9 protein-coding genes and 2 rRNA genes are annotated in these 15364 nt (G+C 60.9%); 6 read left to right on the top strand and 5 right to left on the bottom strand.

Annotated features, from left to right (window positions below):
• The first annotated feature begins 30 nt into the window (after positions 1–30).
• The gene (gene paaZ, locus BJ997_RS16805) at positions 31–2085 is read left to right on the top strand and encodes a phenylacetic acid degradation bifunctional protein PaaZ (protein ID WP_035838466.1); all 2055 of its coding nucleotides are present in this window, start codon (positions 31–33) and stop codon (positions 2083–2085) included.
• A 265-nt stretch (positions 2086–2350) separates the two neighbouring features.
• Positions 2351–2857, top strand: a complete 507-nt coding sequence (locus tag BJ997_RS16800) for a hypothetical protein (RefSeq protein WP_152602306.1) — start codon at positions 2351–2353, stop codon at positions 2855–2857.
• A gap of 66 nt (positions 2858–2923) precedes the next feature.
• Here BJ997_RS16800 and BJ997_RS21630 read toward each other — a convergent pair whose 3' ends face one another.
• From BJ997_RS21630 to BJ997_RS16785, 3 genes are read right to left on the bottom strand one after another with little or no spacing between them, the layout of a single operon-like run.
• The gene (locus BJ997_RS21630; RefSeq protein ID WP_052542534.1) at positions 2924–4216 is read right to left on the bottom strand and encodes a M28 family metallopeptidase; all 1293 of its coding nucleotides are present in this window, start codon (positions 4214–4216) and stop codon (positions 2924–2926) included.
• A 35-nt stretch (positions 4217–4251) separates the two neighbouring features.
• A complete protein-coding gene (locus BJ997_RS16790) occupies positions 4252–4563 on the bottom strand; it encodes a hypothetical protein (protein ID WP_035838463.1) in 312 nt (103 codons plus the stop codon).
• A 42-nt stretch (positions 4564–4605) separates the two neighbouring features.
• Complete coding sequence (locus BJ997_RS16785) at positions 4606–5586, bottom strand: M43 family zinc metalloprotease (protein ID WP_052542533.1); 981 nt, start codon at positions 5584–5586, stop codon at positions 4606–4608.
• A gap of 154 nt (positions 5587–5740) precedes the next feature.
• On the opposite strand from BJ997_RS16785, the gene BJ997_RS16780 reads away from it, so the two are divergent.
• Complete coding sequence (locus tag BJ997_RS16780; RefSeq protein WP_084141530.1) at positions 5741–6850, top strand: M4 family metallopeptidase; 1110 nt, start codon at positions 5741–5743, stop codon at positions 6848–6850.
• Positions 6847–7158: a protealysin inhibitor emfourin gene (locus BJ997_RS16775; RefSeq protein WP_035838462.1), complete on the top strand. Its 312-nt coding sequence runs from the start codon at positions 6847–6849 to the stop codon at positions 7156–7158. Before BJ997_RS16780 ends, BJ997_RS16775 begins: the two co-directional genes overlap by 4 nt.
• A 5-nt stretch (positions 7159–7163) precedes the next feature.
• On the opposite strand, the gene BJ997_RS16770 is transcribed toward BJ997_RS16775, so the two are convergent.
• Positions 7164–8396, bottom strand: coding sequence for a low temperature requirement protein A (locus BJ997_RS16770; protein ID WP_201771745.1), 1233 nt, complete (start codon positions 8394–8396; stop codon positions 7164–7166).
• 54 nt (positions 8397–8450) lie between these two features.
• Positions 8451–9026 (bottom strand): hypothetical protein, encoded by a 576-nt coding sequence (locus tag BJ997_RS16765; RefSeq protein ID WP_035838460.1) that lies wholly within the window; start codon positions 9024–9026, stop codon positions 8451–8453.
• Positions 9027–10241: 1215 nt separating this feature from the next.
• On the opposite strand from BJ997_RS16765, the gene BJ997_RS16760 reads away from it, so the two are divergent.
• Positions 10242–11775: ribosomal RNA gene (locus BJ997_RS16760) — 16S ribosomal RNA — on the top strand.
• A 438-nt stretch (positions 11776–12213) separates the two neighbouring features.
• A 23S ribosomal RNA gene (locus BJ997_RS16755) occupies positions 12214–15341 on the top strand.
• Together the 16S and 23S rRNA genes form the textbook arrangement of a ribosomal RNA operon.
• Positions 15342–15364: the final 23 nt, after the last annotated feature.

Here is a 15364-nt window from a genome sequence, read left to right as displayed (position 1 = left end):
ATCCACACTCAACGCCGAGGAGTTCTCGAAATGACGAATATTCTGCCCAGCTACGTGCAGGGATCCTGGTTCACGCCCACCGACGCATCCGCTGCCGTTGACGTGCGCGACGCCTCCACCGGTGAGATCGTCACCCGCGTGAGTTCGAAGGGGCTCGACCTCGCGGCGGCCCTCGACTACGCCCGTACTGTGGGCCAGGCCTCGCTCGGCAGGCTCACCTTTCACCAGCGCGCGCTGCTGCTCAAGCAAATGGCATTGCTCCTGACCGAGCGCAAGCCGGAGCTGTACGCGCTGTCGAGCCGCACCGGCGCCACCAAGGTGGACTCCTGGGTGGACATCGACGGCGGAATCGGCGTGCTCTTTACCTACTCCTCGAAGGGCCGCCGCGAGCTGCCCAACTCGAGCGTCTACGTGGACGGCCCGGTTGAACAGCTCTCGAAAGACGGCTCGTTCATCGCCCGGCACATCTACTCGCGCCTGCCGGGAGTGGCCGTGCAGATCAACGCCTTCAACTTTCCGGTCTGGGGTGCCCTCGAGAAGTTCGCGCCGGCCTTCCTCGCCGGCGTGCCGACTCTCGTGAAGCCCGCCACGCCGTCGGGCTACCTCGCCGAGGCCTTCGTGCGCATCCTCGCCGACTCCGGCCTGCTGCCGGAGGGTTCGCTTCAGCTCGTGTCCGGCAGTGTTCCCACCCTCTTCGACGACGTGCGCCTCGGCGACCTCGTGGCCTTCACCGGCTCCGCGTCCACCGCGGAGAAGCTGCGCGCGAGCGAGTCGGTGCAGACCGGCGGCGTGCGGTTCACGAATGAGACCGACTCCATCAACGCCTCGGTGCTCGGCACGGATGCCGTGGCCGGAACCCCCGAATTCGAAGCGTTCGTGAAGCAGGTCGTCACCGAGATGACCGTCAAGGCCGGCCAGAAGTGCACGTCCATCCGTCGGGTGATCGTGCCCCGCACCGCCATGGACGACGTGATTACGGCCGTACAGCAGCGCATCGAACAGCGCATCGTGCTCGGCGACCCCCGAGCAGAGGGCGTGACCATGGGCCCGCTCGCCTCCACCGAGCAGCGCGCCGAGGTGCTCCGCCAAGTCGCGCGCTTGCAGGCCGCGGGCGGCGAGTTGGTCGTGGGATCTACGGATGCCCCTGCCGTCGTTCACGCGGACGGCACTGTCGCGCCAGCTCCCGACGGTGCGTTCGTCACCCCGATGCTGTTGCGCTTCGACCAGACAGCGGATGCCGTGCACGAGGTCGAGGCGTTCGGCCCGGTCTCGAGCGTGCTCGGCTACGACACCCTCGACGAAGCAATCGCCCTCGTGCGTCGCGGCGGTGGATCGCTCGTGACGAGCATCGCCACCCACGACCCGCAGGTGGCTGTGGCGCTCATGACCGGCATCTCCGCGTTCAACGGCAGGGTCCTCGTGCTCGACCGCGACGACGCGCGCACCTCCACCGGACACGGCTCGCCGGTGCCGCAGCTCGTGCATGGCGGACCCGGCCGGGCTGGCGGCGGCGAAGAGCTCGGTGGTATCCGTGCCGTGCTGCACCACATGCAGCGCACCGCTATCCAGGGTTCTCCCGAGATGCTCACCGCGATCACGGGCATCTGGCACCAGGGGGCGGCTGCCCAGGCCGGTGACCGGCATCCGTTCCGAAAGAGCCTCGCGGAACTCAGGCTCGGCGACCAGATTTTGTCCGCCTCGCGCACCGTGAACCTCGACGACATCGAGCATTTCGCCGAGTTCACGGGAGACACGTTCTACGCGCACATGAACGAGGAGGCCGCCGCGGCCAACCCGTTCTTCCCGGGCAGGGTCGCCCACGGGTACCTGCTCGTGTCGTGGGCGGCCGGGCTGTTCGTCGACCCGGAGCCTGGCCCCGTGCTGGCGAACTACGGCCTCGAGAACCTGCGCTTCATCACCCCCGTATCTCCGGGCGACAGCATCCGCGTGGCCCTCACCGCAAAGCAGATCACGCCCCGCGAGACCGACGAGTACGGCGAGGTTCGCTGGGACGCCGTGCTCAGCAATCAGAACGATGAAATCGTGGCTTCCTACGACGTGCTCACCCTCGTCGCCAAGGAGTAGCGACCACCGCCACCCGCAGCGGCTGCAGGGGCCAATTCAGGAAATCCGCCGGCTGGCGTGAACGCCGTCGCACTCGTCCGGGGCAGGTGTCCTCCTCGGTGACCGGATTTCCTGAATTGGTCACCGGCCGCGCGGTCGGGATACCCTCGTCGCGCCTATGCAGCCGGGGAGTAGGGGACCATACTGGCGGTCACCGGACCAGTTCGGCTCGGTATCTGACACGCAGGAGGCAGTAGTGCGACCGGAGATTCTGAAAGAAAACTCGGTGAGTGCAAGTGAAGAAGCCGTAGCGGAGTGCCGTCGGCTCGCCGCGGTCGATCCGTCCACAGAACCCAACCTTGCCCTGGCCCTCACCCGGCTCTCGAACCGCCTCTCCGCGGCCCTCAGCCCGCGCAAGGCACTCGTCGTGGCGGAGGAGGCCGTGCGCATCTACCAGCGGCTGGCCGATATGCATCCAGACCTGGACGACTCCGCGCTCGCCCGGGCGCTCAATGTGCTCGCCCTTCGCCTAGTAGAGGTGGGTCGGCGTGACAAGGCGCTCTTCGAGAGCCAGCGGTCCGTTTCGATGAGGCGGATGCGTGTCGACGCGTTGGGCGACGCTCCGGAGGGTGACCAGGGACAGGTCGACGCACACACTGATCTGGCCGATTCGCTCGAGACGCTTGCGCACTGCTGGCGCGAATATGGCAACGAGCAGGACGCGAGGCACGCCGCGCGCGAAGCAGACGGCCTTCGTGCGCGGGTTCGCGAACTGCGCTCCGATCACTTCTGAAGGAACTCACTTCCAAAGGAACTGTCGCCCGAACCAGGCCGAGCATGGTGCGCGGCCCGGTTGCCGTCAGTCGCTGTCGGCCGTCGACGTTGACTGTCGCCAGCGCTCCAGATCGTCGATGGAGGTGCGCGTTCCGAGCAACTGCGCGGCGGTCACGAGGTTCATCTTGACGATCTCGCACGCGAGCGGGTAGTCGATCGTGTCCAGTGTGTCCCTGCTGCTGTGGACATTGTCGTTCGCCGAGTCTGCCCCCTCGATCGTGAGCACGGCAGGCAAACCGGCGTTGATGAACGGCACATGATCGCTCGCAAACGGATGCAGGGAAACGTCGACGTGCAGGGACGTGTAATCCTGCGCGCTCGCCGCGAGTTGGTCTATCAACGACTGCGACACCGGCGCCCCCTCGAGAAGCACTCCGCGCTCCACCGAATTCAGCGTGGCCACCATATCCATCTGGACCACTGCCGTGAGGCGATCGCGATCCTGCTCGCTCAGTGTCGCGACGTACTGCTCGCTGCCGAAGAGCCCTTGCTCCTCGCCGCCGAACAGCACGAGCCGAAGGTCGTGGTCGTCCGCCCTCGATGCCAGGATGCGGGCTATCTCGAGCACGCCCGCGCATCCGCTTCCGTCGTCATCGGCTCCCGGCGCTGGTGCCAGCGGCCCGTCGACGTGATTGATGGAATCCAGGTGCGCGGTGACCATCACAAGGCGGGGGTCGGCGATCGTGCCGGGCTTGTCGGCGATCACCGAAAAGCTCGTGCCCGAGCCCACTGAAATCGTGGCACGCGTCACGCTGTATCCGAGCGCCCGCAGCGAGTCCTCAGCCCACTCGACGGCCCGCTTGTAGGACTCACTCACGGAGTGCCTGGTGCCGAAACCGGTGAGGGCCACGAGAGATTGCCGCAGGTGCGTCGCAGAAACCTGATCAGCCAGCACCGTGAGCGCGGGGTCTACCGCCCGCAGCCGACGGCCGGCCCGCGGAGCCTCCATGACGACCGCGGAATTCTGCGGCAGCGGCGAGAAGCCGAATTCGGCCATATTGGCCGCGGAGAGGCTCGCGATGGCGGCGTCATTGAGTTCCACGGCGAGGTGACGGCCCTTGTCGAGGATTACGGGAACATGGGGAAAGGCCTCACGGAAAGCGTTTCCGGACTGCACCACGAGGAAAGGCAGCCCTCGGCTGGACTGGGTGACGGTTCCGAGCGTGCTCACCCGGCGGGCGGCCGCGGAATCCGGAACACCGGTGGTCCAGTAGATGACGTGGTCCCCGAAACGGCTCCACTTGAGTTCAGGTTCGCGCCGGGCAGACCTCCCCGCGGCCGGATCAACTGAGGCGGGAACGATGGCGTAGGTGTACACGGCTCCTGCTTTCACTGCGCGGCGGGGCGCATGCGTCACCGTCGGCGGATTTTGAGTACGTTGTCGGTGGATTCAATGATTTCGATCGAGCTGTCGGGTGCTGCGGTCTCGGCGGTGCCGCCCGCCAGCACACGGATGCCCGTGGGCCGCGGACGGTCGTCGGGGCCCGGTGCGAGCGCCGTAATCTGTCCGGAACTGTCGACTCGGAGGGAGTCTCTCCCGCCCCGCGTGGGCGGGAAAGGGAAAGACTCCGTGCGCCGATAGACCAGCACTCCGGCCTGGTCTTCCTCGTGCGAGTGAGTCCACTCGCCGGCGGGAAGGGCAGAAGCCTGGTTTGTCGGACACATTGATGACTCTCCTTGAACTGGCGTCGTTTCGGTCGTTCCCACTCAGGTTGTGTCTGTGCCGGCCACCCGCTCGCGAGCCTTCTGAGCGAGAGCGCTGTCCTCGACCAGTTCGAAGGTATTGCGAGGTCCTTCCAGGCACGCCTGCATGCGGTCGACCTGACCGGCCGAGAACAACACCATCGCATCGTCGTCCACGTAGTCCATGTAGTCCATGAACAGGTCGCCGTTTGGGCCGTTGTTGCAGGTGACGTGCGGGAAATTGGGCTTGCCCGTGTTCGCGTAGGCCTGGTTGGGCGTGTCATCGACCTTGTCAGTGCCGACGCAGCCGTCTTCGTCACCCCAGATGTGGTTGAGGTTGAGCCAGTGCCCGATTTCATGAGTGGCGGTGCGCCCCAGCCCGAAGGGCGGGGATGCGGTGCCCACCGTGCCGAAAGCGGTATCGAGGATGACGACACCGTCTGTGGATGCTTCGCCCCCGGGAAACTGGGCGTAGCCCAGAAGGCCGCCGCCGAGCCTGCCGACCCAGAGGTTGAGGTACTTGTCGGCCGGCCAGGCGTCGTGCCCGCCGGACGCGTCGAACTTGATCGCATCGTCGTAGGTGAATGACGTCGTGTCGGTGTACGTGCGCGTGATCCCGTCGGTGGGGTCGCCTTCCGGGTCGGTGCTGGCCAGAGCGAACTCGACCTGAGCATCGTCTGCCAAGGACAGGAAGACATCGGGAAGGTTGGCGACGTCGGGATTTGTCTTGCGGAAATCCTGGTTCAGCACGTCGATCTGGCTGGCGATCTGTTCATCGGAGATGTTCTGGTCGTCTTCGTTGTAGATCACGTGAACCACGACGGGGATGTGGGTGATGCCGGATCGCGCTGCCATGATGCCTCGGGCAACGATCTCCCGCGACTGGACATCCATGGCGAAGCGGGCGGCCGCGAAGCCCGGTTGTTCCTTCAGTTGTTTCGTGTACAGATCCGGGGTAGCACAGTAGCGCGTCGTGGGCAGGTCGTGTGCGACAGCTTCAGCCATGATGGGTTCCTTTCCAGATAGTTGTTCACTTCAGCTGGCATTGTGGCCGCCTCGGCGTTACTCGTGCGTTACTGCAGTCACCGTAGCGCGCACCGGCGACACCGGGCCATACTGTGGGCGTACTGTGCACCGGATCGCAAGCAAAGGGGAAACCATGCCAGAGTCTGAATTCCTGTCCGAGTCCGGAACCCCGACGGCATCCGCTCGGCAGTTCTGCAGCATCGCGCCACCCGATTTGCTGGCCTGGCTGGCGACCCAGGGCACGACCGAACAGCGTGAGGCCGCCATCCAGTCGATCGCCACGTCCGCTGCAATGCGATCCCGGCGCGCTGTGCTCGGTCACTTCAGCCGGGAACTCAACCAGAACATCGGCCTGATCGGTGTGGTGTCGATGACCGAGCAGGGGGTGAGCGTCTATGACAACGAGAAGAACGGTCGTAATTTTCTTCCCGGTGTCAAGAAGCGGGCCGTGGGGGACCCGCTCGCGGCCGACCCCGCCGTGAACGAGGCCTTCGACGGCAGCTCGCAGACGGCGGCCTTCTATCGCGATGTGCTGGAGCGCAACTCCCTCGACAACGCCGGCATGGAACTGATCTCTTCAGTGCACTACGGCGTCGGCTTCGACAACGCCTTCTGGGACGGCAGCCAGATGGTCTACGGCGATGGAAGTGGCCGCATCTTCCAAGCCGGCGGACTCACCAGAGCGATCGATGTCATCGCGCACGAGCTCACGCATGGCGTGACGGAATTCACCGCCGGACTCGTTTACAGCAAGCAATCGGGTGCACTTAACGAATCCTTCTCCGACGTCTTCGGCTCCCTCGTGAAGCAATACAACCTCAAACAGACAGCGGCGGATGCCACGTGGCTCATTGGGGAGGGCATTCTGGTGCCCACACTCGGGTTGGCTCTCAGATCGATGCAGAGCCCGGGAACCGCGTTCGCGGGAGATCACCAGCCAGGACACATGGACAACTACGTCGACCTCCCGGACGACAACAACCCGGCCAACGACAACGGAGGGGTGCACGTGAATTCCGGCATTCCCAACCATGCCTTCTACCTGGCGGCCATCGCCCTCGGCGGCTCTGCGTGGGAGAAGGCCGGAAAGATTTGGTACAACGCCCTGACCACAAAATTGGGTCCGAACACGCAGTTTGTAGAGGCCGCGCAGTTTACGATCGATTCAGCCGGAGAACTCTTCGGCGCGGCCGAACAGGCAGCTGTTCGCTCCGCCTGGACGGAGGTTGGAGTTCTGGGATGAGGCTCAGCGTACGAAGGGGTGGCGGTTTCGCGGGCATCGTGGCGCGCACCGACTTGGACGCCGATACCCTGTCGCAAGCGGATGCCGCGGCGCTCGCCGCCGAGGTCGACCGTGCGGGCCTGCGCTCACTGACAGACCCACCCGGTGGGCGAACGTGGCCGGACTCGCTCCTGTACGACATCTCCCTGACCGATGACTCGTTGGAATTCCATTACCACTGCAGCGAGGAATCGCTGCCGGAGGGCGTTCGCACGCTCCTGGCCTGGGTCGACGCCCGCCCCGAACGCGTCGAATCCATCGAGCCGTGACGTTTTCAGCCCGCATCCGTGTCGGTCGTTCCCTCTCGGAGCCGCACAATCGTCTCCCATGATGCCGTGATCACCAGGATCCCTGTCGTCACGATGCCCAGGCCGAGGGGAGACAGCAGGGAAGCGAACGGGATGACGGCTACGAGCAGCCCGATGCCCACCAGATGCGCGACGAGAAGTTCATTCGCGACGACCAGTCGAAACACGAGTAATCCCGCGATGTAGAGCAGGGGACCGCCGACCGCAAGAACAGTCGTGGCAGTGGTCATCTCGTCGTCCGGATGGAGGATTATCGCCTTGTCGGCAACCGACGTCAGCACGATTCCGGCGATGATGATGGCGTGCACGTAGGTGTAGGCGAGCCGTGCAACCCGACCCGGAGAGGTCGACGCCGCGATCGCCCGACGGCCAACTCGTTCGGCGTGGTCGAAGTACAACCACCACATCGCCACGCCCGTGACGAACGCCAAGAACATGCCGGTGATGGTCTGAGGGGAGGTGTCTTCTTCAACGAAGGCAAAGCCGGTCACCAGGAGTGATTCGCCGAGGGCGATAATGACGAAGAGGGCACTTCGTTCGGCGATGTGGGGTCCGGAGAGATCCCAGTCCTCGACGCCAGAGCGTCCGAGGCCGGGTACCCGAAAACCGAGGCCGGCCGACAACAACTCGATTCCGAGAGCGATTGCCCAGAGCAGCAGGCGCGGTTCCGGTGGAAGAAATGCACCGACGATCCAGAAGATGCTGGCGACCGAGAGCCAGATGAGAATTCGCACGAAGGTGCGGTGCAGCACGGGATCGTGGCGAACGACAGCGAGGAGCATGAAGACGGTTCTGCCCAGTTGGACGCTGACGTACGCCGCGGCGAAAATGATGCCCCGGTCGCCGAAGGACTCGTAGAGTGAGGCGCTCATGACCAGGCCGATGAACGAAAGCCCGATGACGATGCCCCGAACAGGAAGGCGGACCGGGTTGAGCCAATTCGTCACCCAGGTCGTGTAGACCCAGATCCACCAGATGGCGAGCATGAGTATGGCGAATTCCAGAGCCCCGACCAGAGTCTGATTCTCCGAGAGTGAGCGCGACAACTGCGTCAGCGCCAGCACAAAGATCAGGTCAAAGAAGAGCTCGATGTAGGTGACGCGGTCGGCCCGATGGGAGTCTGCCGGCCGCAACAGGTTGCGGCGAAATCCCCAGTGCTGAGCGCGCGGGGCGAGGGCTGCTATCTGTGGGGGCGTCACCGCTTCAGTCTGCATTACGACGCTGCGCGTGTCACGCAGAACCCTGTCATCAGGTCAGCTGACGGCGGTCATCCTCCACTGGTACGGACGGTTGATGGCGTCGGCGTCGACGTAGTGCACGCCGTCTTCGGGCCCGGGAGGCATTTCGAAGTCCGCCTCTCGGCAGGACTCCGCCCATGCCTCATGGCGAGTGAGCGCATGGATCTCCCCATCGACAACGACCCAACCGCGCACGGCCTTGTACGGGATGTTGCCGTGAGGCGACGCGAAACGTGCCCCTACCTCCATGGTGCGAAGGAGCAGGGTGAATGATTGCGAGGCACCGATGCTGCGCGTGACGAACTCCAGTAAGTCGGAGTGCTCGAGCGTGGGGGTGCTGCGACCGGTCGGGTCGGTATGAAAATAGACGAGGCCACCGTGCTCGGCCGTGACAGTGAGTTCGTGGGTGCCGCTCCCGTGGCGGCTCCCGACGAGGGCGGCAACGAGCAAATCCTGGTTGTCGCGCCGCACACTCGAGCGGTCGCACCCCGAGCAGGCCAGCGCGTAGAGGGGAAGAGGGCCATTCTCGATGTGAGCGGCGTTCGGCGCGAGAGTGGCATCCGAATGGCAGTACGGGCAGGTAATTCTCATGGAAGTGCTCCTCAATCGTTCCGGCGTAGTGGCGTGCTGCGTTCCTGACTGGACGCGACGTTCGGCGCCCGATTGCCCCTGTTCCGTCAATTTATCAGCCGTCCCCACGTGCCCACAGTCGGCATGAATGAGGACCCACGCCCCCCATTCGGGGCCGCCCCATTCCCGGACCCGCGCCCACTCTCCGCGCCGGTCGCCGCGCCCGGCGCCCCCTCCCTCGCATCGGTCGCCGCGAGCGACGGTCCCCCCTTCTGTCGCTGGTCGAGGAGTGCGCGCTGGCGCGCGTGTCGAGACGTCGTGAGTCGACCCGCGGAGTTGGCTTGCGGGGTCTTCTGGGGAAGTGCGGCGTCTTTCCCGTCTCGCTGGTCGAGGAGCGAGGCACGAGCGTCTCGAGGCCGCGCAGGCCGACTCTCAGACTCGGCTTGCCGGGTCTCGATCTCGACAAGCTCGATCCAAGCGCTCCTTCGTCGCGCCTCGACCAGCGGGAGGGGGAAAGCGAAACGCGGCCTGTTTCCGCATTCCACGATGGCGCGAAGCGCCTCCTCAGCTGTCGAGACACGACCAGCGGAAGCGGGGAAGCCGCGGGGCGCATGTCCTATCGCTGTCGCTGTTCGAGGAGTGCGCGCTGGCGCGCGTGTCGAGACCGGGTGAGCGGGTGTTGGGTTCGGTGGGTTGGGGGCGACGCGCCCGGGATGTGGGGAAAAGGGGGGGCTGATTTGCGTGGTGGGGGGATTGGCCGTAATGTCATCTAAGTCACCCCACAGGTGCGGAAAGCTGCTTAGCTTTTCGGCCTCATGCGGGACCAATCCCAAGTCTAAATCTTCTGCTTTGCAGGTGTGTTTGGCTTGATGAAGTTTCATTCCAGGCCTTTGGGTGTGGGTGGGGCTACACGAAACAAGTGAAGTGCTTCAGTGCAATGGTCTGTGTGGCCGGCGGCTGGGTGCGTCCGATCCTTGAGAACTCAACAGCGTGCACAATGTCAAATGCCAAAAAACCTCGTGGTTGTGGTCCCGTTTCTAGCGGGTAGCAGCCAATGAGATTCCTTTGGAATAACAATTGAAAGTCGTGGTTTCGATCACGCAAACAAACAAAGCAAGTCAGTAATGATTTGTTCTGTCAGTTTCAAACTTGCAGTTTCTTGGCCTATTCCGGCTGGTTATTGCACTAGATGGGCACCGTGTTTGTATTTATATGGATTCGGGAGCTATTCAAACATTTACGGAGAGTTTGATCCTGGCTCAGGACGAACGCTGGCGGCGTGCTTAACACATGCAAGTCGAACGGTGATGAGGAGCTTGCTTCTTTGATCAGTGGCGAACGGGTGAGTAACACGTGAGCAATCTGCCCTTGACTCTGGGATAACTGCGGGAAACTGTAGCTAATACCGGATACGACCTTTGGAGGCATCTCTGGGGGTGGAAAGAATTTTGGTCAAGGATGAGCTCGCGGCCTATCAGCTAGTTGGTGAGGTAATGGCTCACCAAGGCGACGACGGGTAGCCGGCCTGAGAGGGTGACCGGCCACACTGGGACTGAGACACGGCCCAGACTCCTACGGGAGGCAGCAGTGGGGAATATTGCACAATGGGCGCAAGCCTGATGCAGCAACGCCGCGTGAGGGACGAAGGCCTTCGGGTTGTAAACCTCTTTTAGTAGGGAAGAAGCGACTGGGTTTTCCTGGGAGTGACGGTACCTGCAGAAAAAGCACCGGCTAACTACGTGCCAGCAGCCGCGGTAATACGTAGGGTGCAAGCGTTGTCCGGAATTATTGGGCGTAAAGAGCTCGTAGGCGGTTTGTCGCGTCTGCTGTGAAAACCCGAGGCTCAACCTCGGGCCTGCAGTGGGTACGGGCAGACTAGAGTGCGGTAGGGGAGATTGGAATTCCTGGTGTAGCGGTGGAATGCGCAGATATCAGGAGGAACACCAATGGCGAAGGCAGATCTCTGGGCCGTAACTGACGCTGAGGAGCGAAAGCATGGGGAGCGAACAGGATTAGATACCCTGGTAGTCCATGCCGTAAACGTTGGGAACTAGATGTGGGGACCATTCCACGGTCTCCGTGTCGCAGCTAACGCATTAAGTTCCCCGCCTGGGGAGTACGGCCGCAAGGCTAAAACTCAAAGGAATTGACGGGGGCCCGCACAAGCGGCGGAGCATGCGGATTAATTCGATGCAACGCGAAGAACCTTACCAAGGCTTGACATATACCGGAAACGGCTGGAAACAGTCGCCCCGCAAGGTCGGTATACAGGTGGTGCATGGTTGTCGTCAGCTCGTGTCGTGAGATGTTGGGTTAAGTCCCGCAACGAGCGCAACCCTCGTCCTATGTTGCCAGCACGTAATGGTGGGAACTCATGGGATACTGCCGGGGTCAACTCGGAGGAAGGTGGGGATGACGTCAAATCATCATGCCCCTTATGTCTTGGGCTTCACGCATGCTACAATGGCCGGTACAAAGGGCTGCGATACCGCAAGGTGGAGCGAATCCCAAAAAGCCGGTCTCAGTTCGGATTGAGGTCTGCAACTCGACCTCATGAAGTCGGAGTCGCTAGTAATCGCAGATCAGCAACGCTGCGGTGAATACGTTCCCGGGCCTTGTACACACCGCCCGTCAAGTCATGAAAGTCGGTAACACCCGAAGCCGGTGGCCTAACCCCTTGGGGAAGGAGCTGTCGAAGGTGGGATCGGTGATTAGGACTAAGTCGTAACAAGGTAGCCGTACCGGAAGGTGCGGCTGGATCACCTCCTTTCTAAGGAGCACGTGCAGTCCCGTCTGTATACAGCGGAATACGATTGCCAGTCATACCAGGCCGAACGGTTTGGATGGCGCTCATGGGTGGAACATTGACATTGATGCGAAGACGACTGGTCTTCACTCGGTACGCTCCTTCGGGGGTTGGAAAAGTGGGGGTCAGGGAGAATCGCATATGCACGCTGTTGGGTCCTGAGGGACCGGAACATCACGCACTTTGGTGTGTGTTGGACTTTTCCTCTGGACCTTTTTTCGTTGGCATCACTTGCCGGCGTGGAGGGGTACCGCCCGTACTTTGAGAACTACACAGTGGACGCGAGCATCTTAAATTTGATCGTATTTATACGACAAATTACAAAGATCTAAGCAATTAGATCATTGGTCAATTTCGACTCTGAATTTATTCAGGGTACTTAATCGATTCAAACTCATGTGATTTCAAATTTTTAAGAGCAAACGGTGAATGCCTTGGCATGTAGAGCCGAAGAAGGACGTAGTAATCTGCGATAAGCCTCGGGGAGTTGATAAACGAACTGTGATCCGAGGATGTCCGAATGGGGAAACCCCGCCAGGCCCGTGAGGTGACCTGGTGACTCCCGCCTGAATATATAGGGCGGGTAGAGGGAACGTGGGGAAGTGAAACATCTCAGTACCCACAGGAAGAGAAAACAATAGTGATTCCGTTAGTAGTGGCGAGCGAACCCGGATGAGGCTAAACCGATCATGTGTGATAGCCGGTAGGCGTTGCATGGTCGGGGTTGCGGGACTTTTCTGCTGTCTCTACCGAGGCGGTGAGGGTTAGAACGTTGTATAGACGAACAGGATTGAAAGCCTGGTCATAGAGGGTGCGAACCCCGTAGTCGAAATGCAGCAATCACTCGAGAAGTATCCCAAGTAGCACGGGGCCCGAGAAATCCCGTGTGAATCTGTCAGGACCACCTGATAAGCCTAAATACTCCTACATGACCGATAGTGAACAAGTACCGTGAGGGAAAGGTGAAAAGTACCCCGGGAGGGGAGTGAAATAGTACCTGAAACCGTTTGCTTACAAACCGTTGGAGCAGCCTTGTTGCTGTGACAGCGTGCCTTTTGAAGAATGAGCCTGCGAGTTAGTGATATGTGGCGAGCTTAACCCGAGAGGGGAATGCGTAGCGAAAGCGAGTCTGAATAGGGCGATTCAGTCGCATGTCCTAGACCCGAAGCGAAGTGATCTATCCATGGCCAGGTTGAAGCGACGGTAAGACGTCGTGGAGGACCGAACCCACTTCAGTTGAAAATGGAGGGGATGAGCTGTGGATAGGGGTGAAAGGCCAATCAAACTTCGTGATAGCTGGTTCTCTCCGAAATGCATTTAGGTGCAGCGTTGCGTGTTTCTTGCCGGAGGTAGAGCTACTGGATGGCCGATGGGGCCCAAAAGCTTACTGACGTCAGCCAAACTCCGAATGCCGGTAAGTGAGAGCGCAGCAGTGAGACGGTGGGGGATAAGCTTCATCGTCGAGAGGGAAACAACCCAGACCACCAACTAAGGTCCCAAAGCGCGTGCTAAGTGGGAAAGGATGTGGAGTTGCACAGACAACCAGGAGGTTGGCTTAGAAGCAGCCACCCTTGAAAGAGTGCGTAATAGCTCACTGGTCAAGTGATTCCGCGCCGACAATGTAACGGGGCTCAAGCACGCCACCGAAGTTGTGGCATTGATATTTTTGGTAAGCCGCCACCTTGTGTGGTTGGTTCAGCCGTGTTGATGGGTAGGAGAGCGTCGTGTGGCCAGCGAAGCGGCGGTGTAAACCAGCCGTGGAGGCTACACGAGTGAGAATGCAGGCATGAGTAGCGAAAGACGGGTGAGAAACCCGTCCTCCGAAAGATCAAGGGTTCCAGGGCCAGGCTAATCCGCCCTGGGTAAGTCGGGACCTAAGGCGAGGCCGACAGGCGTAGTCGATGGACAACGGGTTGATATTCCCGTACTGACGAAAAACCGCCCAAGCTAATCCAGTAATGCTAAGCATCTGAATCCCCTAGATGGATCCCTTCGGGGTGAAGCGTGGGGCCTAGCGTGCGACCCTATGCTGGTGCGGTTAGCGTATTAACAGGTGTGACGCAGGAAGGTAGCTGAGCCGGGCGATGGTTGACCCGGTCTAAGGATGTAGGGCGAACGATAGGCAAATCCGTCGTTCATGATGCCTGAGACCCGATGGGTAGCCCGTAAGGGTGAAATCAGTGATCCTATGCTGCCAAGAAAAGCATCGACGCGAGGTTTTAGTCACCCGTACCCCAAACCGACTCAGGTGATCAGGTAGAGAATACTAAGGAGATCGAGAGAATCGTGGTTAAGGAACTCGGCAAAATGCCCCCGTAACTTCGGGAGAAGGGGGGCCTGAGGCGTGAACGGACTAGCTCCGGGAGCGTTCGAAGGCCGCAGAGACCAGTGGGAAGCGACTGTTTACTAAAAACACAGGTCCGTGCTAAGTCGCAAGACGATGTATACGGACTGACGCCTGCCCGGTGCTGGAAGGTTAAGAGGAACGGTTAGCCGCAAGGCGAAGCTGAGAATTTAAGCCCCAGTAAACGGCGGTGGTAACTATAACCATCCTAAGGTAGCGAAATTCCTTGTCGGGTAAGTTCCGACCTGCACGAATGGCGTAACGACTTCCCAGCTGTCTCAACCGCGAACTCGGCGAAATTGCATTACGAGTAAAGATGCTCGTTACGCGCAGCAGGACGGAAAGACCCCGTGACCTTTACTACAGCTTGGTATTGGTGTTCGGTGTGGCTTGTGTAGGATAGGTGGGAGACTGTGAAGCTTGGACGCTAGTTCAGGTGGAGTCATCGTTGAAATACCACTCTGGTCATATTGGATACCTAACTTCGAACCGTGATCCGGTTCAGGGACAGTGCCTGGTGGGTAGTTTAACTGGGGCGGTTGCCTCCTAAAAAGTAACGGAGGCGCCCAAAGGTTCCCTCAACCTGGTTGGTAATCAGGTGTCGAGTGTAAGTGCACAAGGGAGCTTGACTGTGAGACTGACAAGTCGAGCAGGGACGAAAGTCGGGACTAGTGATCCGGCAGTGGCTTGTGGAAGCGCTGTCGCTCAACGGATAAAAGGTACCTCGGGGATAACAGGCTGATCTTGCCCAAGAGTCCATATCGACGGCATGGTTTGGCACCTCGATGTCGGCTCGTCGCATCCTGGGGCTGGAGTAGGTCCCAAGGGTTGGGCTGTTCGCCCATTAAAGCGGTACGCGAGCTGGGTTTAGAACGTCGTGAGACAGTTCGGTCCCTATCCGCTGCGCGCGCAGGAAATTTGAGAAGATCTATCCCTAGTACGAGAGGACCGGGATGGACGAACCTCTGGTGTGTCAGTTGTTCCGCCAGGAGCACCGCTGATTAGCTACGTTCGGAACGGATAACCGCTGAAAGCATCTAAGCGGGAAGCCGGCTTCGAGATGAGATTTCCATCCCTTAGGGGGAGAGGCTCGCAGCTAGACTACTGCGTTGATAGGCCGGATGTGGAAGTGGGGACTAAAGACCCATGAAGCTGACCGGTACTAATAAGCCGATAATTTGATAACACTCAGTTTGAAGAAGCTGCTAT

The organism is Cryobacterium roopkundense, assembly GCF_014200405.1.
In the GTDB taxonomy this organism is placed as follows: Bacteria; Actinomycetota; Actinomycetes; order Actinomycetales; family Microbacteriaceae; genus Cryobacterium; species Cryobacterium roopkundense.
Note: the sequence above shows the minus strand (reverse complement) of the source record. Positions and strands in the feature narration are given on the sequence as shown.

Excerpts from the sequence above, each read along its gene's own strand:
- paaZ (WP_035838466.1), top strand. The coding sequence starts at position 31 with ATGACGAATATTCTGCCCAGCTACGTGCAGGGATCCTGGTTCACGCCC.
- BJ997_RS16790 (WP_035838463.1), bottom strand. The coding sequence starts at position 4,563 with ATGTGTCCGACAAACCAGGCTTCTGCCCTTCCCGCCGGCGAGTGGACT.
- BJ997_RS16785 (WP_052542533.1), bottom strand. The coding sequence starts at position 5,586 with ATGGCTGAAGCTGTCGCACACGACCTGCCCACGACGCGCTACTGTGCT.
- BJ997_RS16780 (WP_084141530.1), top strand. The coding sequence starts at position 5,741 with ATGCCAGAGTCTGAATTCCTGTCCGAGTCCGGAACCCCGACGGCATCC.
- BJ997_RS16775 (WP_035838462.1), top strand. The coding sequence starts at position 6,847 with ATGAGGCTCAGCGTACGAAGGGGTGGCGGTTTCGCGGGCATCGTGGCG.
- BJ997_RS16765 (WP_035838460.1), bottom strand. The coding sequence starts at position 9,026 with ATGAGAATTACCTGCCCGTACTGCCATTCGGATGCCACTCTCGCGCCG.